The 19,383-nt window shown below is 62.7% G+C and carries 18 protein-coding genes; 4 read left to right on the top strand and 14 right to left on the bottom strand.

The features are described from left to right. The first annotated feature begins 127 nt into the window (after positions 1 to 127). Positions 128 to 1,060 (top strand): universal stress protein, encoded by a 933-nt coding sequence (locus tag BMY68_RS07010; RefSeq protein WP_085530866.1) that lies wholly within the window; start codon positions 128 to 130, stop codon positions 1,058 to 1,060. A gap of 60 nt (positions 1,061 to 1,120) precedes the next feature. Here BMY68_RS07010 and BMY68_RS07005 read toward each other — a convergent pair whose 3' ends face one another. Beyond that, positions 1,121 to 1,759, bottom strand: coding sequence for a TetR/AcrR family transcriptional regulator (locus BMY68_RS07005; RefSeq protein WP_085530867.1), 639 nt, complete (start codon positions 1,757 to 1,759; stop codon positions 1,121 to 1,123). Positions 1,760 to 1,888: 129 nt separating this feature from the next. On the opposite strand from BMY68_RS07005, the gene BMY68_RS07000 reads away from it, so the two are divergent. Next, on the top strand, positions 1,889 to 2,548 hold the full coding sequence (locus BMY68_RS07000) for an O-methyltransferase (protein WP_085530868.1): 660 nt from the start codon (positions 1,889 to 1,891) through the stop codon (positions 2,546 to 2,548). Between the two features lie 81 nt (positions 2,549 to 2,629). On the opposite strand, the gene BMY68_RS06995 is transcribed toward BMY68_RS07000, so the two are convergent. From BMY68_RS06995 to BMY68_RS06940, 12 genes are all read right to left on the bottom strand, one after another. Next, positions 2,630 to 4,414 (bottom strand): SulP family inorganic anion transporter, encoded by a 1,785-nt coding sequence (locus BMY68_RS06995; protein ID WP_085530869.1) that lies wholly within the window; start codon positions 4,412 to 4,414, stop codon positions 2,630 to 2,632. Positions 4,415 to 4,457: 43 nt separating this feature from the next. Next, on the bottom strand, positions 4,458 to 5,279 hold the full coding sequence (gene ppk2, locus BMY68_RS06990; protein WP_085530870.1) for a polyphosphate kinase 2: 822 nt from the start codon (positions 5,277 to 5,279) through the stop codon (positions 4,458 to 4,460). Between the two features lie 124 nt (positions 5,280 to 5,403). Further along, on the bottom strand, positions 5,404 to 7,014 hold the full coding sequence (locus tag BMY68_RS06985; RefSeq protein ID WP_085530871.1) for a gamma-glutamyltransferase family protein: 1,611 nt from the start codon (positions 7,012 to 7,014) through the stop codon (positions 5,404 to 5,406). A gap of 33 nt (positions 7,015 to 7,047) precedes the next feature. After that, entirely contained in the window at positions 7,048 to 7,827 is a 780-nt protein-coding gene (locus BMY68_RS06980; RefSeq protein ID WP_062825873.1) for an amino acid ABC transporter ATP-binding protein, read from the bottom strand. A gap of 2 nt (positions 7,828 to 7,829) precedes the next feature. Further along, positions 7,830 to 8,597, bottom strand: coding sequence for an amino acid ABC transporter permease (locus BMY68_RS06975; RefSeq protein WP_085530872.1), 768 nt, complete (start codon positions 8,595 to 8,597; stop codon positions 7,830 to 7,832). Between the two features lie 10 nt (positions 8,598 to 8,607). Further along, positions 8,608 to 9,417: an ABC transporter substrate-binding protein gene (locus tag BMY68_RS06970; protein WP_085530873.1), complete on the bottom strand. Its 810-nt coding sequence runs from the start codon at positions 9,415 to 9,417 to the stop codon at positions 8,608 to 8,610. A gap of 80 nt (positions 9,418 to 9,497) precedes the next feature. Further along, positions 9,498 to 10,166: a GntR family transcriptional regulator gene (locus BMY68_RS06965; RefSeq protein WP_085530874.1), complete on the bottom strand. Its 669-nt coding sequence runs from the start codon at positions 10,164 to 10,166 to the stop codon at positions 9,498 to 9,500. 304 nt (positions 10,167 to 10,470) lie between these two features. Continuing rightward, the gene (locus tag BMY68_RS06960; protein ID WP_009043842.1) at positions 10,471 to 10,905 is read right to left on the bottom strand and encodes a nuclear transport factor 2 family protein; all 435 of its coding nucleotides are present in this window, start codon (positions 10,903 to 10,905) and stop codon (positions 10,471 to 10,473) included. Between the two features lie 151 nt (positions 10,906 to 11,056). Further along, the gene (locus BMY68_RS06955; RefSeq protein WP_085530875.1) at positions 11,057 to 11,581 is read right to left on the bottom strand and encodes a cupin domain-containing protein; all 525 of its coding nucleotides are present in this window, start codon (positions 11,579 to 11,581) and stop codon (positions 11,057 to 11,059) included. Positions 11,582 to 11,680: 99 nt separating this feature from the next. Further along, positions 11,681 to 13,567: a GldG family protein gene (locus BMY68_RS06950; protein WP_085530876.1), complete on the bottom strand. Its 1,887-nt coding sequence runs from the start codon at positions 13,565 to 13,567 to the stop codon at positions 11,681 to 11,683. A 10-nt stretch (positions 13,568 to 13,577) separates the two neighbouring features. Next, positions 13,578 to 14,312, bottom strand: a complete 735-nt coding sequence (locus tag BMY68_RS06945) for an ABC transporter permease subunit (RefSeq protein WP_009043839.1) — start codon at positions 14,310 to 14,312, stop codon at positions 13,578 to 13,580. Beyond that, complete coding sequence (locus tag BMY68_RS06940) at positions 14,309 to 15,232, bottom strand: ABC transporter ATP-binding protein (protein WP_007925682.1); 924 nt, start codon at positions 15,230 to 15,232, stop codon at positions 14,309 to 14,311. Before BMY68_RS06940 ends, BMY68_RS06945 begins: the two co-directional genes overlap by 4 nt. Positions 15,233 to 15,569: 337 nt before the next feature. Between BMY68_RS06940 and BMY68_RS06935 the strand changes: the two genes are divergently transcribed. Further along, the gene (locus BMY68_RS06935; RefSeq protein ID WP_239694070.1) at positions 15,570 to 16,613 is read left to right on the top strand and encodes a hypothetical protein; all 1,044 of its coding nucleotides are present in this window, start codon (positions 15,570 to 15,572) and stop codon (positions 16,611 to 16,613) included. Between the two features lie 63 nt (positions 16,614 to 16,676). Here the strand turns inward: BMY68_RS06935 and BMY68_RS06930 are convergent, their stop codons facing one another. After that, positions 16,677 to 17,459, bottom strand: a complete 783-nt coding sequence (locus tag BMY68_RS06930; protein ID WP_085530878.1) for a substrate-binding periplasmic protein — start codon at positions 17,457 to 17,459, stop codon at positions 16,677 to 16,679. 780 nt (positions 17,460 to 18,239) lie between these two features. Between BMY68_RS06930 and arnB the strand changes: the two genes are divergently transcribed. Beyond that, on the top strand, positions 18,240 to 19,379 hold the full coding sequence (gene arnB, locus BMY68_RS06920; RefSeq protein WP_085530879.1) for a UDP-4-amino-4-deoxy-L-arabinose aminotransferase: 1,140 nt from the start codon (positions 18,240 to 18,242) through the stop codon (positions 19,377 to 19,379). Positions 19,380 to 19,383: the final 4 nt, after the last annotated feature.

Here is a 19,383-nt window from a genome sequence, read left to right as displayed (position 1 = left end):
GCCCGCTCCACTGCCGGGCGGGTTGATACAGATCAAGCGCGCACCGCCGACCAGAGGCAGGATCTGAGCAAGGTTTCACGGCGAAGACGCGTCGTTGCCGTTACCTGTTACCCACGGGAGTTTTGTCATGTCCGAGCAATCACGTTTCATGCTGGTCGCCTCGCCGCTGATGGAGAACAGCCCCGCCTTCGATCGGGCCGCCGCCCTGGCCAGGGCCGAAGACGCAGCCCTGCACATCGTCGCCTTCGACTACCTGGAAGGCCTGGCCACGGCCAGCCTGGTCAACGAACAGGCCCTGGAGCAAATGCGCCTGGGTTATGTCGAACGCCATCGCCAGTGGCTCGAAGAACAGGCCCGCCCGCTGCGCAAACTGGGTGTCACCGTCACCACTGAAGTGATATGGGTCGAAAGCCCGCTGCAGGAAATCCTGACGCATCTCAAAGAACAGCCCATGGCCCTGCTGATCAAGGCTCTGGAGCATCAATCGCGGCTGTCGAGGGTGTTCTTCACGCCCCTGGATATCCACTTGCTGCGCGAGTGCCCGGTGCCCCTGCATTTTGTCAGCCACCTACAGCATGCATTGCCGCGCAAGATCGTCGCGGCGGTCGACCCGTTCCACCGCGATGATCAGTACCAGGACTTCAACGACCGGATACTGCATGAGGCGAGCAAACTGGCCAGCGCCTGCAACGCCGAGCTCGACGTGGTCTATGCCCATGACCTGTCCTCCATCGGCGCGGACGAATTCAACTTCGACCAGAGTTCGACGTTTTTCTCGACAAGCAAGGCCAAGACCCTGTTCGACGCGCAGGCCGCGGCCTTCAACGAACTGGCCGAACGCAACGGCATTGCGCCGGAACGCCAGCACATGATCATGGGCAGCCCGGCCAAGGTCCTTGCCAGTTACGTCGCAGCCTATGACATCGACGTGATTGTCATGGGCAGGGTTGGCCATCGCGGCGGCCTGGGGCGCCTGATCGGCAGCACGGCAGAGCAGTTGCTGTACCAGCTGCCTTGCAGCGCATGGGTGGTTTCACCCCAGGTGCCGATGGCCGAATAAAGCCCCTTTTCAGGATGCTTGCCCACGCGCGCCAGGCCGGCAACCTCGCGGCTTTGCCGGTCAGCCAGCGCGGCGCGCCAGTTGCGTGAGGTAGGCGCAGAACATGTCGGCCATCGCGTCGGCGTAGGTCTTGATCTCTGTGGCGGTGCGCGGGCTTTCTGAAAAGTCCTTGCCCACGCTGCTGAGCGTGGCGGTGATCAAGTCGCTGGCCAGGGCGCGGGTTGCCTGCGACGCCTCGGGCAGCGCCTCCTCCATGAAAGCCTGGAAGATCCGCTCTCCTTGCGCCTTCACGGCCTGCGCTTCGGGGGCGTCGCGGTACAGCGGCGCAGCGTCGTTGAGCGCCACACGCATCCTGGCTTCCTCGCACTCGGACTGGATAAACACCCGGACCAGCACCCGCAGCCGCTCCAGCGGGGCTTTGCCACCCTCTTCGAGGATGCTGCGCAGCATCTCTGTGGTCTGTTGCCACTCATCGCTTTGCAGGCGGAACAGGATCGCCGCCTTGTTCGGGAAATACTGATACAGCGAACCGATGCTGACGCCGGCCTTCTCGGCCACCCGCGCAGTGGTGAAGCGCTGCGCGCCTTCCTTGGCCAAAACCTGAGTAGCGGCTTCCAGGATCGCCGCGACCAGCTCCGTCGAGCGTGCCTGTTTAGGCGCTTTGCGCGAGGAAACCTGCGGGGTCCGGCGGTTGCTCATGATGGCCCGACAGGGCCGCAGCCAATGCGAATAGCGGAGGGGGTCACTTGCTCATATCCTCTAAATGCGACGAATTGATCGCATTTTAGCCACGCGCCGCAAGGCGTCAACTTCGGACGGGATGCCCCCATGACCAGCACATTGACCACCTCCCCACTCGCACCCCTGCTCGATCGACTGTTCGAGCAGGCCGACACGGCGACCAGCCCGGCCGTCGCCGGCATCTCCCGCGAGGAACGCGAGCGCCTGATGCACAGCAAGACCGAATACCGGGATTTCTATGGCCGCCTGAAAGACCTCTGGCTGCCCGTTTCCCGCGAGACCGGCGGGCTGCTGTACATGCTGGCGCGCAGCACCCGGGCCCGGCACATCGTCGAGTTCGGCACCTCGTTCGGCATCTCGACCCTGCACCTGGCGGCGGCCATCCGCGACAACGGCGGCGGCCGCCTGATCGGTAGCGAGTTCGAGGCGTCCAAGGTGGAACGGGCGCGCCAGCACCTGCTCGAAGGCGGCCTGGCCGACCTGGTGGAAATCCGCGAGGGCGACGCGCTGAAGACCCTGGCGGTCGACCTTCCCGAATCTATCGACCTGCTGCTGCTTGACGGCGCCAAGGCGCTGTATGCCGATATCCTGGCCCTGGTCGAAAGCCGCCTGCGGCCGGGCGCGCTGATCGTCGCCGACAACACGGACTACTGCCCGGACTACCTGGCCCGGGTCCGTTCGCCCGCCAGCGGCTACCTGTCCGTGCCCTTCGGCGGCGACGTGGAACTGTCGATGCGCTTCGCCTGAGTCGCCCCTGGAAGGCGAGGCCCCGGTCAAGATCGGGACCTGATCACCCGCGACTTTGCCACTGAGTCGCGCCACTGCCGCTCAGCGATCCTCGCGCCCTTCCCCCTCCAGCGGATGCTGCGCGAGGTAGCTGTCGACGGCATCGCCGATGGTCGGGAAGAACGCCGCTTCGCCAAACCGCGCGAACAGCCCGAACCGCTTCAGCTTGTCCTTGACCGGGTCTTTCATCTGGGCCACGCACAGCTTGATGCCAGCCTGGTGCAGGGTGTCGTCCAGTTCCGCCAGCATGTCGGCGGACGTCACGTCGACGCTGGTCACCGGTTCCGCCGCCACCACCAGCCAGCGCACCGGCGTTGGCGAGGCCGCCACGGCGTCCAGCACCCGGTCATGGAACAGCTCGGCGTTGGCGAAGAACAACGGGGCGTCCCAGCGAAACAGCACCACGCCGGGGATCAGGCGCGCGTCGGGATAGCGCGTGATGTCGTGATAACCCTTGACCCCTTCTGCCCGCCCCAGGACCGCCGAGTAAGGGCGCCAGCCATCCCACAGGAACTCGATGACGGCAATCACGATGGCCAGGCCGATGCCCTCGATCGCACCCAGCACGGCCACGCCGACGGTGCAGACGATGGAGAGCCAGCACTCCCATTGCTGGATGCGATAAATCCGCCGCAGGTCGCTGACTTCGATCAGGCCGATGGCCGATGCGATCACCACCGCGGCCAGGGCGCTGGTGGGCAGATCTTCCAGCAGGTTCGGCGCCAGCACCAGCAGCAAGGCCACGGCCAGGGCGCCTATGACTCCGCTCACCTGGGTCCTGGCGCCGGCGGCCTCGGCCACGGGGGTGCGCGACGAGCTGCTGCTGATGGCAAAACCCTGGAAAAATCCGGCCGCCAGGTTGGCCACGCCAAGCCCGACCATCTCCTGGTTCGGGTCGACATAGTTGTGGGTCCGCGCCGCGTAGACACGGGACAGCACGCTGGTATCGGCGAACGAAACCAGGGCCACCGCGCAACCGCCGATCAGCACCGGGCCGATATCGGCGCGGCTGATCCAGGGGATGGCGAACGCCGGCAGGCCTTGTGGCAGAGAACCCAGGACCGAAACGCCGGCTGTTGCCGCAAGGTCCAGCACCGCGACAGCGACCGTCGCCGCGGTGACGGCGATCAGAATGCCCGGTACCCGCTTGTGTTTTCTGAACAGCAGGATCAGCGCCAGGGTCGCCGCACCGACCATGAAGGCGGTCCAGTTGGTCTTGCCCTCCAGCACCGCTGTGGCGATGGCCCACAGGTTGCTCAGCGGCCCGTTGGCGTCCACCGAGAAGCCGAAGAGTTTCGGCAACTGGCTGATCAATACCGTCAATGCGATACCGTTCATATAGCCGTAGCGGATCGGTTTGGAAAGCAATTCAGTGACAAAACCCAGGCGCGCGATACCGGCCAGGACGCATACCGCCCCCGATACGATCGCCATCATGCTCGCCAGGACGACCGCGCGCTGCGGGTCACCACCGGACAGTGGCAGGACCACGGCGAGGATCACCGCGACCAGTGAGGAATCCGGCCCCAACACCAGGATCCGGCTGGGGCCGAACAGCGCATAGGCGAGCAACGGCACGATGGTCGCGTAGAGGCCATAGATGCCGGGCAGTCCCGACGCCACCGCGTAGGCGATGCCGACAGGCACCAGCACCGTCGTCAGCACCAGCCCGGCCACGAAGTCGTGACGCAACCAGGCCACGCGGTATTCGCGCAGCATGCGCAGCCCCGGCAGCCAGCGGCTCCAGCGATGCTGTTCGTCGCCGGCGTCCCGGCGGGCAATCCGGCCAGGTTCCGGGACGGGCGGAGAAGATCCCGAATGCTTCATCGGACGCTGGTCCTTGGCGGGTAGATGGGCTGATGCCTGGCGCTCAGAACTGCTGCGGAACCCGTCGCAGCGGATGGTCCGACTCCCGATAGCCGCCCGGCTTCTGGCGCTTGGGCAACACCACTTTCTCCCGTGGTACTTCCTTGTAGGGAATGCGGCTGAGCAGGTCGCTGATGATATTGAGGCGCGCGCGGCGCTTGTCGTTGGAGTCGGCCACCAGCCAGGGCCCATGTTCGGTGTCGGTGGCCTTGAACATCGCGTCGCGGGCACGGGAATAGTCATACCAGCGGCTGTATGACTTGACGTCCATCGGCGTCAGCTTCCAGATTTTGCGCCCGTCCCTGATCCGCGCTTCGAGGCGGCGGGTCTGTTCTTCCGGGCTGACTTCCAGCCAGTACTTGAGCAGGATCACGCCCGAATCGACGATCGCCCGCTCCACCAGCGGCACCGCCTTGAGGAAGGCGACCGCCTGCTCTTCGCTGCAGAACCCCATCACCCGCTCGACGCCCGCGCGGTTGTACCAGCTGCGGTCGAAGATCACCACTTCGCCCGCCGCCGGCAGGTGCGGCAGGTAGCGCTGCAGGTACATCTGGCTTTTTTCGCGGTCGGTCGGTGCCGGCAGCGCCACCACCCGGAACACCCGCGGGCTCAGGCGTTCGGTCAGGGCCTTGATGGTCCCGCCCTTGCCGGCGCCGTCGCGTCCCTCGAAGACGATGCAGATCTTGATGCCTTTTTCGCGCACCCACTCCTGCAGCTTGACCAGCTCCACATGCAAGCGGCGCAACTGTTCCTCGTAGTCTTTTTTGTTCAGTTTCGCAGGTTCAGCGGGAGCGCCCTTGGCGGCGCCCTTTTTGTTTTTTGCCATGACCGGAACCTCATGCTCGCTTCCATCGATCGCGTGAGTCTAGTCGAGGATCCGGCCTCCACAGGACGGCCCGGGCCGGCCGGGAACGCGGCGAGGACAAACGCCCGCGCCCGCCCCCCGTGGCTCAAAACACCGCGATATGCGCATCCGTGCGCGGTTCGGTGCCGCCGCACAGCACGCCGGTTTGCGGGTCGCGCAGAATGATCTGCCCGCGCCCGTAGCTGGTCAGGTCGCAGGCCACCTGGACCTCGTGCCCGCGACGCGCCAGGGCGGCGGTCATGTCCCGCGAGGCGTTCTGTTCGATCCCCACCTGCAGCCCGCCCAGCCATTGCCAGCGCGGCGCATCCAGGGCCGCCTGCGGGTTGAGGCCGAAATCCACCAGGTTCATGACCATCTGCACATGCCCCTGGGGCTGCATGTAGCCGCCCATCACGCCAAACGGCCCCATGGGCACGCCGCCCTTGCTGAGGAACCCCGGGATGATGGTGTGGAAGGTCTTCTTGCCGGGCGCCAGGCAGTTGGCATGGGCGGGGTCGAGGCTGAATTCTTCGCCACGGTTCTGCAGGGCGATGCCGCTGTCGGGCAGCACCACGCCCGAGCCAAAGCCGTGGTAGTTGCTCTGGATGAACGACACCATGTTGCCCTCGGCATCGGCGCTGGCCAGGTAGACCGTGCCGCTGGCGTGCGGGTCGCCCGGCTGCGGGGCCAGCGCCTGTTCGCCGATCTGCGCCCGGCGCTGGGCCGCATAACGGTCGCTGAGCAAATCCTCCACCGCGACCCGCATATGCGCGGGGTCGGTGATGTAGTGCAGACCGTCGCTGTAGGCCAGCTTCATCGCCTCGAGCTGGCGGTGCCAGGTCTGCTGGCTGTCGCGATGATCGAAGTCGAAGCCTTCGAGAATCTTCAGGGTCATCAATACCACCAGGCCCTGGCCGCTCGGCGGAATCTCCCAGACGTCCACGCCGCGATAGTTGACCTTGATCGGCTCGACCCACTGGGCGCGGTAATCCTTGAGGTCGCTGGCACGCAGATAACCGCCGGTGGCCCGCGAATGCAGGTCCAGGCGTTGCGCCAGGGCCCCTCGATAGAAGCTCTCGCAGCCGGTGGCGGCCAGTTCCGCCAGGGTCCGGGCTTGCGCCGGATTGCGAAACATTTCCCCGGCCCGCGGTGCCCGGCCGTCGATCAGATAGGTGTCGAACCAACTGTCGAGCACGGCGTTGCGGCTCGGGGTGAAGTTCTCCAGCGCGCTTTGCCATTGCAGGGCAACCACCGGCGACACCGGGAAACCGTCGCGCGCCAGGCTGATGGCGGGTTGCAACAGGTCGGCGAATGGCAGGCGGCCGAAACGCCTGGAAAGCTCGGCCCAGGCCGAGGGGCAACCGGGAACCGTCACGGGCGTCCAGCCGTGCAAGGGCATCTGTTCATGGCCAGCGGCTTTCACCGCCTCGATGCTCAGGGCCTGGGGCGCCACGCCGTTGGCGTTGAGGCCGTGCAGTTTGTCCTGGGTCCAGACCAGGGCAAAGGCGTCGCCACCGATGCCGCATCCCGTAGGCTCGACCACGGTCAAGGCCGCCGCCGTGGTGATCGCCGCATCGATGGCGTTGCCACCGCGTCGCATGATTTCAATGCCGGCCTCGGCGGCCAATGGCTGGGACGCGGCGACCATGCCGCGCTTGGCGAACACGCTTTGCCGCTGGGAGGCGTAGGGATACTCGTGGGCAGAAAATTCGAACATGGCAGGTCTCACACGCATATTGAGGGTTCGGGTTCACAACACCCGGCTGAGAAAGGCCCGGGTACGGGCATGGCGTGGCTGGCTGAAAATCTGCTCGGGCGGCCCCTGCTCGATCAGTTCACCTTGATCGAGCACCACCACCCGGTCGGCGACTTCGCGGGCAAAGCCCATTTCGTGGGTGACCACCACCATGGTCATGCCCTCCTCCGCCAGCTCCTTCATCACTTGCAGCACTTCGCCCACCGTCTCCGGGTCGAGGGCGCTGGTCGGCTCGTCGAACAGCATCGCCTGGGGCTTCATCGCCAGCGCCCGGGCGATGGCCACCCGCTGTTGCTGGCCGCCGGACAACATTGAAGGATAGTGCCCCGCCTTCTCCGCCAGCCCCACGCGCTTGAGCAGCGCCCGCGCCTGCTCCTCGGCCGCGGCGCGCGACACGCCCAGGACGTGGATTGGCGCTTCGATGATGTTTTCCAGGGCGGTCATGTGCGGGAACAGGTTGAAGCGCTGGAACACCATGCCGATGTCCCGGCGCTGGCGGGCGATGTTGCGTTCCGAATCGCGCACCAGGCTGCCGTCGGCCCGTGTGCGGTAGCCCATGGGCTGGCCGGCGACGCGGATCTGCCCGGCCTGGATGTCCTCCAGCAGATTGATGCAGCGGATAAAGGTGGTCTTGCCCGAGCCGGAGGCGCCGATCAGCACCACCACTTCGCCGCGCCGGACCTGCAGGGAAATGCCCTTGAGGATCTCCAGGTCGCCGAAGGACTTGTGAATATCCAGGGCTTCGATGACCAGTTCTTCATTCATGTGCGGCATGTTCAACGCCCCCTCAGCAGTTTCAGGGTGTGACGCCCGAACAGGCGGCTGGCCGCCGGCGCCGGGCGGTCGGACTGGCCGAAGCGGTTCTCCAGCCAACGCTGGAAAAAGCCCCAGAGCGTGGTCAACGCCAGGAAGTAGATGGCGACCACCAGGTACAGCTCGAACACCCGGAAGGTCGCCGAAGTGACCATCTGCGTGCTGAGCAGCAACTCCTGCACGCCGATGACGCTGACCAGGGTGGTGTTCTTCAGCATCACGTTGAACTCGTTGCCCAGCGGCGGGACGATCACCCGGAACGCCTGGGGCAGCACGATGCGCCGCATCAGTTTGGGGAAGGTCATGCCCAGGGAGCGCCCGGCTTCGTACTGTCCTTTATCGACCGCACCGATGCCGGCGCGGATGATCTCGGCCATGTACGCGCCTTCGTTGAGGCCCAGGGCGATGATCGCCGCCTGGATATTGCCCGGCACCACCAACCAGCCCAGGTCCAGGTCCTCGAAGCGGAAAATCCCCCCGGCCGCCAGCGCGGTGTACAGGAACACGATCTGCACCAGCAGCGGCGTGCCGCGCATCAGCCACACATAGAAGCGCACCGGGTACTGCAACAGCGGGTTGCGCGACAGCTTCATCAGCGCCGCCAGCAACCCCAGCACACAGCCCAGGAGCATGGCCGACACGCTGATCAGACAGGTCAGCCCGAGCCCCGTCAGGTAGACATCGCTGGGCAGCAACAGGTACTGCCAGAACACGTCCCAATTGAAGTTCATCGAGCCACCCTCAGTCCAGTTTGTCGCTGCCGACGTGCCATTTATCCAGCAGCGCGGCGTAGCTGCCGTCGGTGCGCATGTCCTGCAAAACCTGGCTCAGCGCCGCGCTCAGTTGTGGGTCCTGCTTGCGCACGCCGAAACCGGTGAGGATCCGGTTGAACGCCGGCACCGCCGACTGGAACAGGTCCGGGGCCAGTTGCTGATAGTGCCCGGCGGACTCCACCGTGGTGCCGAAGGCGTCCACCTGGTTGATGCGCAGCGCCTGGAAGGCATCGGCGTCGACGTTGTACACCACCAGTTTCATCGGTGGCTTGCCGGCCGCCAGCAGCTTGTCGTTCTCGGCGCCGAGCAGGAGGCGGATGGTCGAACCGTTGCTCACCGCCACCTTGAGCCCGGACAGGTCCTCCAGGCTGTTCACCGCTTTCGGGTTGCCCTTGGGCACCACGATCGACTGGCTGGAGTACATGAAATTGACGATGTCGATCACTTCCCGGCGCTCGGGTTTGTCGAACAGCTGGTCGACGATCATGTCGCATTGCTGGGCCAGCAGCGCCGGGATCAGCCCGGCGAACGGCGAGATGCGCCATTCGACTTGCTTGCCGCCCAGGCGCTGGGCAATCGCCTCGCCCATGTCCACCTGCAACCCCACCGGTTTCTGCTGCGTGTCGAAGGACACCAGCGGCGGCGAATCCATGCCGGAGCAGTAGACGATTTTCTCGCTCTTGCTCAGGCGTTCCGGCAACTCGGGGGTGGCCTGCGCCCACAGGGAACAACACAGACTCAAGGTAAAAATGGCAGCTGACGCGCAAGGCTTGTGCATGGCATTACTCCAGTCATGTCGGGTAGCAAGGGGGGATGGCGTTCACCTCAAGCGTGAAGTGCCCGGCAAACAGTGCGTGGTTACTGATGGGCCTCCAGGAACTGGATCAGCCGCGGGATGGTGCCTTCGATGTGCTCGCACACCACCTGCGCCGCCTTGTCCGGGTCGCCGGAACGCAGCGCGGCAATGATCGAGGCGTGTTCGTCACGGGCGCTGCGGGGCTTGTCGGCGTGCTGCAGCCACAGGCGCATGTGCGGCTCGATCACCGAATACAGCGCCGAGATCTGCCGCATCAGCCGCGGGCGTTCGCTCAGGCTGCACAGGTATTCATGGAAGGCGCGATGGCGGCTGACCCACTCGGCGCCGTCTTCGCGGTAGTCGTCCATCTCGTCGAGCAAGCGCTCCAGATGGCTGAAGTGACGCTCGGTGATCTTGCCCGCCGCCACCCGGATCGCCAGGCCTTCGAGGGCACTGCGCATTTCGAAGACCTCGCGCATTTCGTCGATGTTCAGGCCACGCACGATGGCCCCGCGATTCGGTCGCAGGGTCACCAGGCCATCGGCATCCAGGCGCCGGAAGGCTTCGCGTACCGGCATGCGGCTCATGTTGATTTCGCTGGCGATGTCCTCGGCGATTAGCCGCTCGCCGGTGCGAAAGCGCCCTTTGCAGATCGCTTCCAACAGAAAGTTGTAGGCCTCCTCCTCCGCGGTCACGGGCTGGCGCTCGGTATAGGCTGGGGCAAATTTCATCGGCGGCACCTTTTGTATTTTTGTATCCAATTATCCATATAGCCAAAACAGCACATTGCGTGCCAAGGACCGCCGCGTTTTGCAGGTGTTTGATTCGCTTGGTTTTTGATTAATCAGGAAGGCTGGCGAAGCAAATTGCTGATCACGACAGCGAGTGAAAACGCCCCAGGACGGGGCTCATGGCGCGCAGAAAATGTGCTGGCGGTAACAGTTGACCATTTCCGCTGCCCCGCATAAAAAACGGGCGCCTGTCACGGCGCCCGTTTTCCTGGCCTGTGGCTGGCCGCCCTGCTCTCGCCGCCGCTCAGCCAGACGCCTTGCTCGCCGCCAGATAGGGCGCCAGGCGGCGTGCCATTTCTTCGCCGAGGGCCTGCAGACCGCTCATGGGACGGACCATCACCTCGAACTCGACGATCTTGCCGGCTTCGTCGAAGCGGATCAGGTCGATGCCCTTGATCTGCCGCTCGCCAACCCTTGCGCTGAACTCCAGCACCACGCTCAGGCCATCGGCGGTGACCAGTTGACGGTGATAGGCGAAGTCGCTGAACACCTTGAACACGGTATTGAGGATGGTCGAGACCACCGGCGCGCCCGGATAAGGCGTATGGGCCATGGGTGAACGGAATACCACTTTCGAATCCAGCAGTTCAGGCAAGGCGCCCAGGTCACCCTGGGCCAGCATGGCGTGCCAGCGTTGCAGGGAGGCGGCGGCCTGGGGATGCAGTTTCAGATCGGACATGGTGTTCTCCTGTCGCTTGCAAGGGGTGGACCGGGGATCTGTCGTTCGACGGCGATTGACCGAGCCACCATAAGCGCCGGGCGCCGCGCGCAACAATGATCGCAAGTGACACTTGATTGATCGCAATGAGCAATCGGCGTGCTGGCTTTCTTCAGGACTGGCAGAGCCGCTCGAACAATTTGGCGTGCCGCGGGAAGCGTTCGCTGAGCTGGCGCTTGCAGCCCAGCTGCATGTCCGCGTAGTCGAACCCGGGGCACACCGCTTCGCTGATCAGGCCATAGCCCGCCGCGCCGGGCAGCAGCCGCGAGGCCTTCCATACACCGCCGGGGACATGAAGCTGCAAGCACTGACCGGCCAGCACATCGCTGCCCATCACCCGGGTTTCCAGGCGGCCATCCGGGTACACCAGGCAGTATTCGAGGGCATCGCCGAGGTGAAAGTAATGCAGGATGTCGGACTGGTTCAGATGGAAATGGCCGATGGGCGAATCCCCGGTCAGCAGGTAATAGATGGAGGTCATCAAGTACCGCTGCCCGCCCGCGCTGGCGAGCATCGGCCTCTGGTCCGTCTGGAAGGTCCGGCGGTAGTAACCGCCTTCCGTGTGAGGTTCCAGGTTGAGGGCGGTCAGCAGTTGTCGGGCGCTGCAAGCAGGCGTGGGCGGGAGCGGGTCAGTCATGTCGGGGTCACAGGTTGGGGAGTTGCTCCCAGCGTAGCAGCGCCTCGCCCTGGCGCTGGCCCGACCTGCCGCATGAATGGCAGGTCGGGCCCTGGTCACTTACGCTCGCCGCGAGCCGGCTACCTTGCCGAGCGGCGCAGACTTGCGCGACAGGTCCTTGCTCCGGCGCAGGTAGCGCACGGCCCAGACCAGCAGCATGCCAAGGCTCAACAGCAGCGGAACCGCGGCGATATTGAGCATCTTCAAGGTCCTGCCCAGCTCATCGATATTGGCGTTCAGCTGGTACTGCACCTCGCGCAGTTCCTTGCGAATGCGGGTTTTCTCCTGCAGGAACTGGCGCACCGTCGCCTGCTGTTCGGCGCTGAGGGTCTCGCCCTTGTCCGGCGAGCCCTGCAACTGCTGCAGCTTGCCTTCGGTTTCCTCGAGACTCTCCTCGAGGGCGAAGCGTTTGGCGCGGAAGCTGGCTTCGGCCTGACGGCGCAATTGCTCCACCACCACGAACGGACGACTGTAGGGGCCGCGCGAGCGCAGGCTGTTCAGGGCGTCCGAACCGGCGAGGTTGTCCAGGGTATTGAGCACGAAGGAGGCGTTGTCGGCCCATGGTCGCGCTGCCGGGCGCCCGTTGACGTCCTGCATTTCCAGCCACATCCGGTCGCTCAACAGGTCCGTATCGGCCACCACCACCAGGTTGACCTGCTGCGCCTCCTTGAGGCCGTCCTTGCGACCCTCGATGCCGTCGGCAAAGGCCGTGCGTACCGGGCCTTGCACCCGGGCGGCGATCACGTAACGCTGGCTGGGCTGTTCCTGGTCGCGCAACATCTGTTTGCGGTCGGCTGGCTTGTCGAAACGGTCCGCCTCGAAGGCCTTGGCCGAGTCGGAGCTGTACATCAGCGGTGTGAAGCGCGTGCTGGCGCCGGCCACCGGTTCGAGGATGCCGGCGGTGGTCAGGGCAATGAACTCCAGCCCGGCGGTACTCGGGTCCTGCTGGCTCAAGGCGGCTTGCGGTACACCCAGGGTGAACGGCCGCGGCAGCGGACGCCCGTCCTCCTCGGAAGTCTCCAGCAAGGCATAGAGGTTGTCCCCCAGTACCTTGCCCGGCTGCATATGAATGCCCCAGGCCTTGAACAATGGCTCGAGATTGGAGGACTTGTCCTTGCTCTGGATACCGAAGTACTCCTCGCCGGAGTCCTGCTCGCTGTAGGGATCGACGAAGGCCACCAGCTTGCCGCCGCGCAACACGAACTGGTCGATGGCGTACAGGGTCGGCTGCGAGAGTTTTTTCGGGTGCAGCAACATCAGGATGTCGACGTCTTTCGGGATGTCCTGGGTATCGGGCTTGAGCTGTTGCAGATCGAACTCCCGACGCAGCTCCTGGATCAGCATCCACGGCTCGGTCTTGCTCTGCGTGCGGATATCGAAGCCACCGTTGGCCGGCAGGCTGCTCAACAGGCCCAGGGTCGGGCGCTTGGGGTTGGCCAGGGTCTGCAGCAAGCGGCTGATGTCGTACTCGAGGAACTCTTCCTGGTCCGGCGCGAAAAACTCGATCGCTTGGGCGTTGTTCTGCTCATCGGTACCGGCCAGGCCGAAGTACACGGGCGCCCCGCCCTGCCCCAGCGGCACGGCCTGCAGGCCGAACTCGGCGGCCTTGTCCTCCTCCGCGGAAAACGGCAGCGGGTCGATGACGTGCAGGCGGATCTTGCCGTCGGCCTCGCGCTCGTAGACTTTGAGCAGTTCCTGGACGCGCTGGGCATAGCCGCGCATTGGCACCAGTTCCTTCGAGCCGCTGTCGGAAAAGTAGAAATACAGGTCGAGCGGTTGTTTCAGCTCCGCGAGAATCTGCCGGGTGCCAGCACTGATGGAATAGAGCTTGTTCTGGGTCAGGTCGAGCCGGACACCGGTGAGCAGCAGCCCTGTCACCAGATTGAAGGCCAGGAACAGCAGGGCAATCAGCAACAGGCCGGAAGTGGAATACAGCATGCGTTTCATCGAATCGTCCTCACTCGGCTTTCTTCAGGTTGACCGTCACCACCGTGGCCATCAGCCAGGCGACGATCACGCTAAGGAAATACAGCGGATCGCGCAGGTCGATCAGTCCTTTGCTGATCGCGCCGAAATGCGTCAGCAGGCTCAGCGAGGCCAGCAAATCCAACAGCCATTGCGGTGCCCACGGGTTGAGTGCATCCAGCACCAGGGAGAAACCGCAGGCAACGAACAGGAAACACACCATGAAGGCGAGGATCAGGGCGATCACCTGGCTCTTGGCCATGGCCGACATGCAGGAGCCGATCGCCAGGTAGGTGCCGGCGAGCAGCCAACTGCCCAGATAGCCGGTCAGGATCACGCCGTTGTCCGGATTCCCCAGGTAGTTCACGGTGAGCACCATGGGCAGGGTCAACAGCAGGGTGATGCCGGCGACCACCCAGGCGGCGAGGAACTTGCCGACCACCGCTTCGAAACAGCTCACCGGCAGGGTCATCAGCAATTCGATGCTGCCGGACTTGCGCTCCTCCGACCACAGGCGCATGGCCAGGGCTGGCAACAGGAACAGATAGAGCCAGGGATGGACGTCGAAGAACGGCGCCAGGTCCGCCTGGTTGCGCTCGTAGAAATTGCCCAGGTAGAAGGTGAAGACACCCGAGAGCACCAGGAAGATCTCGATGAACACGAAAGCCAGCGGAGTGGCGAAGTAGCTGCCCAGCTCGCGCTTGAAAATCACCGGTAACTGTCTCATGCCGACTCTCCCCGGGTCAGGGTCTGGAAGACCTCGTCAAGACGACCCTGCTCCAGTTCCAGACGCTTCATCTTCCAGCCACGCGCGGTCACCAATGCGTTGACCTGAGGGAAAATCACCTCGCCGGGCCGAGCCAGCAGCGTCAGGCTGCCCTCGGCCGGGTTCTCCTCGACGCCCGCCACGCCCGGCAAGACCACCAGGGCCAGCAGGTCCAGCGGCTCGTCGGCCTGCAAGGTCACTGCCTGGCGATAGCGCGAACTGCGCTCCAGCTCATACGGCGTGCTGTCGGCCAGCAAGCGGCCATTGCTGATGATCAGGGCACGGTTACAGACGGCCGAGACTTCTTCGAGGATATGGGTCGAGATGATCACGATCTTGTCCTGGCCCAAGTCCTGGATCAGTTGGCGAACCAGTTGCTTCTGGTTCGGGTCGAGGCCGTCGGTGGGTTCGTCGAGGATCAGCACCCGCGGATCGTGGAGGATCGCCTGGCCCAGGCCGACCCGGCGGGTGAAGCCCTTGGACAGGGTCTCGATGGTCTGCCGGCGGACGTCGCCGAGCTCCAGCAGGTCGATCACCCGGTCCACCCGTTCGCGCTTCTGCGCGCCGCGATAGCCGCGAACACTGGCAATGAACTCAAGAAAGCCCTGTACCGCCATGTCGCTGTAGCTGGGCGCGCCTTCCGGCAGGTAGCCCATCTGCTGCTGGGCATGACGGGTCTGGGTGCGGATGTCGAACCCCAGGATGCTCGCGGTGCCGGAGGTCGGCGCCAGAAAGCCGGTGAGCATTTTCATCGTGGTGGATTTGCCTGCACCGTTTGGCCCAAGAATCCCCAGAACTTCTCCCGGGCCGATATGACAGGACAGATCGTCGACCGCGACCTGCCCGGAAAAAGACTTGGTTAGTTTGGATATTTCGATCATGGCTTCCAGGTTCAACAAGAGAAGTCTGAGGTGAACAGCTAAAAGCCATTCATATTCAGCAGGGGGGTTGAGATTGAATAGTTGTAACAGGATCAACAGCTGTGTTGTGTCGGAATGGGCGCAATACAATACACGCTGATATTTTTAATGAGGGTGTAAATCAACATGAATAAGACTATTCAATAGAATTATAAGATTTATCCTATAAATTCGGAGTATTGCTCTTAACGCCAACTGACATTACTTCCTAGTATCCTAGCGCTCATATTTTTTACTTGAGTTTACTGGGTGACATATGCTCTTACGCACTATCTCCATCGAAAACAAAGAGCAGCAAATGCTGACAGCGGCTTTGCTCTGCAGTTTTTCTGTTCCAGAAGCAGGTCGAAACTTTCTCGCCTATAGCCTGAACGAAAGCCTTGATGACGATAACCTGCGCGTCTATATCGCCTTGTTATTCAACGAAGGAGGCAATTACTGCCTGGGCGCCCTGGACTCGGACGAGGACGGGCCGCTGGCAATTCGCGTGTTCAGCCAGATCCTGCGCGAGGCTGCCACCGGCGAACACCGTGAAAGCGATGTGGCCTACCATCTGCTGGACCTGAACAAACAGCAGTTGCCCCCCGCCGCAGCGGCGGACCATCGCCTGTTGTGCACCAAGAAAGAGTGGATCGCCAAGCTGCTGAGCTTTCAGAATTCGGCTCAATTCGGCCCGGCGGCTGAGCATTTGCCCACAGCCATCGATGACCAGCAACTCGACGCCGCCCTGGCGCAGCTCGACGAACAGGGGGATGACCGCGCCGAGCAAGAACACCACGAATCCACCGCGACTACGGGCAGCTGCGTAACGCAAAGCCCCCAGCCAGACGCGCCCGCTGCCGAAATCCGCTACTCCGATGCTGGCCCCCTGCCAATACCGGACGAACAGCAGCCTGCTGCCGAACCCCAGGATGAAGCCTGGCCTTTCCCGGGCACCGACCCCGAGCACTTCCTGCAGGATGTCGAGGCGAGCCTGATGGAGTTTTCCAGCATCGCCAATCGGCTCAAGCAACAGAAACTGCAAAGCCAGGCGCAACAGCAGACCCTGGACTCCAGAGAGTCCCAACTGCAGGAGAAAGAGCGCGCGCTCGAACAGAAGGAAGAGCAGTTACAGCAACTGCAACGGCAACTTGATGAGGATCGGCAAGCCGACAGCACGGTGCGGGCGCAACAAGAAGCACGTCAGGGCGAACTGGATAAACGCGAAGAAGCATTGCAGCAAAAAACCAGGGAGCTGGCGGAGCAATTCAAGAAGCTCAACCATGCCAAGGACAACTTCAACAACACCCTTAGAAGCCTCAATGAGGTCATTCGGCTCAACGAGGATGCGCTGTCCGAATAAGCTTTTCTTGCTCGCCGGACAGACTCTAATTACTACCAGGGTAGGTAAACCTGAGGCGGCTAGTTATAAATTGCCAGACTTTGCTAAAGGGTCGTTATTTAGATAGCGGTCTTTGACTTTCTCGATATAACCATCACGGCGCATGGTTTCTATGGCTTTCGCAACATGAGTAACGACCTTGGCGTCGCACACTTTGGAACAGGCGAGGTACAGCTCATGACTCACCATGGGTGGGCTCATCAACAGCGGCCGACTGGAGACGCGCTTCCAGATATACCGGCTTTCCTGAACCCCGTTGAACCAGGCGTCCACCCTGCCCTTCAACAGCAATTGCGCGGGGTTCTCGCCGATCTTGATCGCATAGATCTGCTCCGGGGCGAAGCCTTTGCTGCGCAGGATTTCTTCCTGGGCACTGCCCAGCCCCACGGCGATGGCCTTGAAACGCTGCCGGGCTTCTTCGAAGCTCGTCACTTTATGCTCGAGGCTGAAAAACGCCCGATCCATCGGCATGATCGGGGCAATCCAGGTGTAGCGATCTTCCCGCTCGGGCGTGCGGCTAAGCGGCGCGATCAGGATGTTGTCATTTTCGATGGCGTATTTCTGCGCCCGCGCCCACGGCAGGGTTCTGGGTTCGCTGGCATATCCACCGCTTTTCAGCGCCCGCAGAACAATGTCGCCGACTATGCCGTGACGATCGCCCTGATTGACCATGGTCAGGGGCGGCGCGTCCGGGATCAGAAACTCGAGGGCTTCGTGCGCCTCAAGCACAGGAACCGTTCCCAGGAGTAGCGGCAGTAACAACAGGCTGAAAAGAAAAACGCCTTTGGCGGGTGTTCTGTCAATCACACAACGAGCCTCTTGTTGGCTTCTATTCGTTATTGAATGGCCGGTGGTTATTCAGCGGTGAATGAGAGCAATGTTATTACCAGCGCCCTCCTTCTCCCGGATTCCGCCGACAATAGCGCCGGCTTTTTCCACATTGTTTGACTTCAGGCAAACGATCGAGCGCCGCTACAAGCCCAACGGAGTATACGACGGGAACGCCATGGCCCTATCAAAGGTCGTATCGGTCGCCATGGTCGAGCGCCCCGAAGGTGTCAAGGCAGCAAGATAGAGCGTCCATGGATCGGTGGCGTGCAAATGGATACTCCTTGGTTCAGGTGGTGCTTGAAAAACAGTGGTATCTGCAAAGGCAAAAAACCTCTCTCGGTCAAGCGACTTTCATCCATGTTATCCGCGAAAAAGAACACCTTGGGGATGCTGTAACAGGGGTTTTCCCGATCAACTAGTGGCGAAGTCTGAACACTGGCTGTCTAGGTGAAAGATAAACGCTCCGTTGGCCTTTTTTTCATGTTCGTTTCACATTTTTCCGCTTAACCTGAATCCATTCATAGACGCAGGGAATCACTCAGGCCATCTAATTGAAACAAAAGCTAACATACTGATCTGGCTTTACTTTTACCCTGCGTGGTCTTTACTGCAATCAAGCATGGACGACCGCACCGACCTCACTTATGGACGCGCTTCAATGACCGAACCAAAAACGCCTTTTTTGAATAACTCCAGCTGTGGCACAGGCGCTTTTTCTTCTTTCGATTGCTGAAATCCTTTTTCCCCGAGGTCTCAATGAACCAGGCTTTCCTTCCTTTCTCGCGCCCGAGTATTGGCGATGAAGAGATCGCTGCGGTCGAGCAGGTTCTACGTTCTGGCTGGATCACTACCGGACCGAAAAACCAGGAGCTCGAGCAGCAATTCGCCGCGCGGGTCGGCTGCAAGCACGCAGTGGCGCTGTCATCGGCCACCGGGGGCATGCACATTACCCTGCTGGCGCTGGGCATCGGCCCCGGCGATGAGGTGATCACCCCCTCGCAGACCTGGGTTTCCACCGCCAACATGATCTGCCTGTTGGGTGCGACGCCGGTCTTCGTCGATGTCGATCCGCACACCCTGATGACCGACGCCGCCACGATTGAAGCGGCGATCACACCGCGGACCAAGGCGATCATCCCGGTGCATTACGCCGGTGCCGCCTTCGACCTCGATCCGCTGTACGCCCTGGCCGACCAATACGGCATCGCGGTGATCGAAGACGCCGCCCACGCCGCCGGCACCAGCTATCGCGGTCGGCCCGTCGGTGCCCGGGGCACGGCGATCTTTTCCTTCCATGCGATCAAGAACATGACCTGCGCCGAAGGCGCGATGTTCGTCAGCGACGACGAGGCCCTGGCCAACCGGGTGCGCATGCTCAAGTTCCATGGCCTGGGCGTCGATGCCTATGACCGCCTGACCCACGGGCGCAAGCCCCAGGCCGAAGTGATCGAGCCCGGCTTCAAATACAACCTGGCGGATATCAATGCCGCCATCGCCCTGGTGCAGTTGCAGCGGCTGGATGCGATCAATCACCAGCGCGAGGTCCTGGCCAATGCCTACCTGGAACAACTGCGCGACCTGCCGGTGCAACCGCTGCATCTGCCGCAGTATCCGCAGCAACATGCCTGGCATCTGTTCATCCTGCGCATCGACGCCGAGCGTTGCGGCATCGATCGCGACGGCTTCATGAAGGCCTTGCAGGAGCAAAATATCGGCAGCGGCATCCACTTCGTCGCCACTCACCTGCACAGCTATTACCACCAGCGCTTCCCGGATGTGCATTTACCCAACACCGAATGGAACTCGGCACGCCTGTGCTCGATTCCGCTGTTCCCCGACATGACCCTCGACGATGTCGAGCGGGTCGTCGGCGCCATCAAAACCTGTCTGGACTGAAACC

The organism is Pseudomonas sp. NFACC41-3 (assembly GCF_900109505.1).
Classification (GTDB): Bacteria; Pseudomonadota; Gammaproteobacteria; order Pseudomonadales; family Pseudomonadaceae; genus Aquipseudomonas; species Aquipseudomonas chlororaphis.
Note: the sequence above shows the minus strand (reverse complement) of the source record. Positions and strands in the feature narration are given on the sequence as shown.

Excerpts from the sequence above, each read along its gene's own strand:
- BMY68_RS07010 (WP_085530866.1), top strand. The coding sequence starts at position 128 with ATGTCCGAGCAATCACGTTTCATGCTGGTCGCCTCGCCGCTGATGGAG.
- BMY68_RS07005 (WP_085530867.1), bottom strand. The coding sequence starts at position 1,759 with ATGAGCAACCGCCGGACCCCGCAGGTTTCCTCGCGCAAAGCGCCTAAA.
- BMY68_RS07000 (WP_085530868.1), top strand. The coding sequence starts at position 1,889 with ATGACCAGCACATTGACCACCTCCCCACTCGCACCCCTGCTCGATCGA.
- BMY68_RS06995 (WP_085530869.1), bottom strand. The coding sequence starts at position 4,414 with ATGAAGCATTCGGGATCTTCTCCGCCCGTCCCGGAACCTGGCCGGATT.
- ppk2 (WP_085530870.1), bottom strand. The coding sequence starts at position 5,279 with ATGGCAAAAAACAAAAAGGGCGCCGCCAAGGGCGCTCCCGCTGAACCT.
- BMY68_RS06985 (WP_085530871.1), bottom strand. The coding sequence starts at position 7,014 with ATGTTCGAATTTTCTGCCCACGAGTATCCCTACGCCTCCCAGCGGCAA.
- BMY68_RS06980 (WP_062825873.1), bottom strand. The coding sequence starts at position 7,827 with ATGCCGCACATGAATGAAGAACTGGTCATCGAAGCCCTGGATATTCAC.
- BMY68_RS06975 (WP_085530872.1), bottom strand. The coding sequence starts at position 8,597 with ATGAACTTCAATTGGGACGTGTTCTGGCAGTACCTGTTGCTGCCCAGC.
- BMY68_RS06970 (WP_085530873.1), bottom strand. The coding sequence starts at position 9,417 with ATGCACAAGCCTTGCGCGTCAGCTGCCATTTTTACCTTGAGTCTGTGT.
- BMY68_RS06965 (WP_085530874.1), bottom strand. The coding sequence starts at position 10,166 with ATGAAATTTGCCCCAGCCTATACCGAGCGCCAGCCCGTGACCGCGGAG.
- BMY68_RS06960 (WP_009043842.1), bottom strand. The coding sequence starts at position 10,905 with ATGTCCGATCTGAAACTGCATCCCCAGGCCGCCGCCTCCCTGCAACGC.
- BMY68_RS06955 (WP_085530875.1), bottom strand. The coding sequence starts at position 11,581 with ATGACTGACCCGCTCCCGCCCACGCCTGCTTGCAGCGCCCGACAACTG.
- BMY68_RS06950 (WP_085530876.1), bottom strand. The coding sequence starts at position 13,567 with ATGAAACGCATGCTGTATTCCACTTCCGGCCTGTTGCTGATTGCCCTG.
- BMY68_RS06945 (WP_009043839.1), bottom strand. The coding sequence starts at position 14,312 with ATGAGACAGTTACCGGTGATTTTCAAGCGCGAGCTGGGCAGCTACTTC.
- BMY68_RS06940 (WP_007925682.1), bottom strand. The coding sequence starts at position 15,232 with ATGATCGAAATATCCAAACTAACCAAGTCTTTTTCCGGGCAGGTCGCG.
- BMY68_RS06935 (WP_239694070.1), top strand. The coding sequence starts at position 15,570 with ATGCTGACAGCGGCTTTGCTCTGCAGTTTTTCTGTTCCAGAAGCAGGT.
- arnB (WP_085530879.1), top strand. The coding sequence starts at position 18,240 with ATGAACCAGGCTTTCCTTCCTTTCTCGCGCCCGAGTATTGGCGATGAA.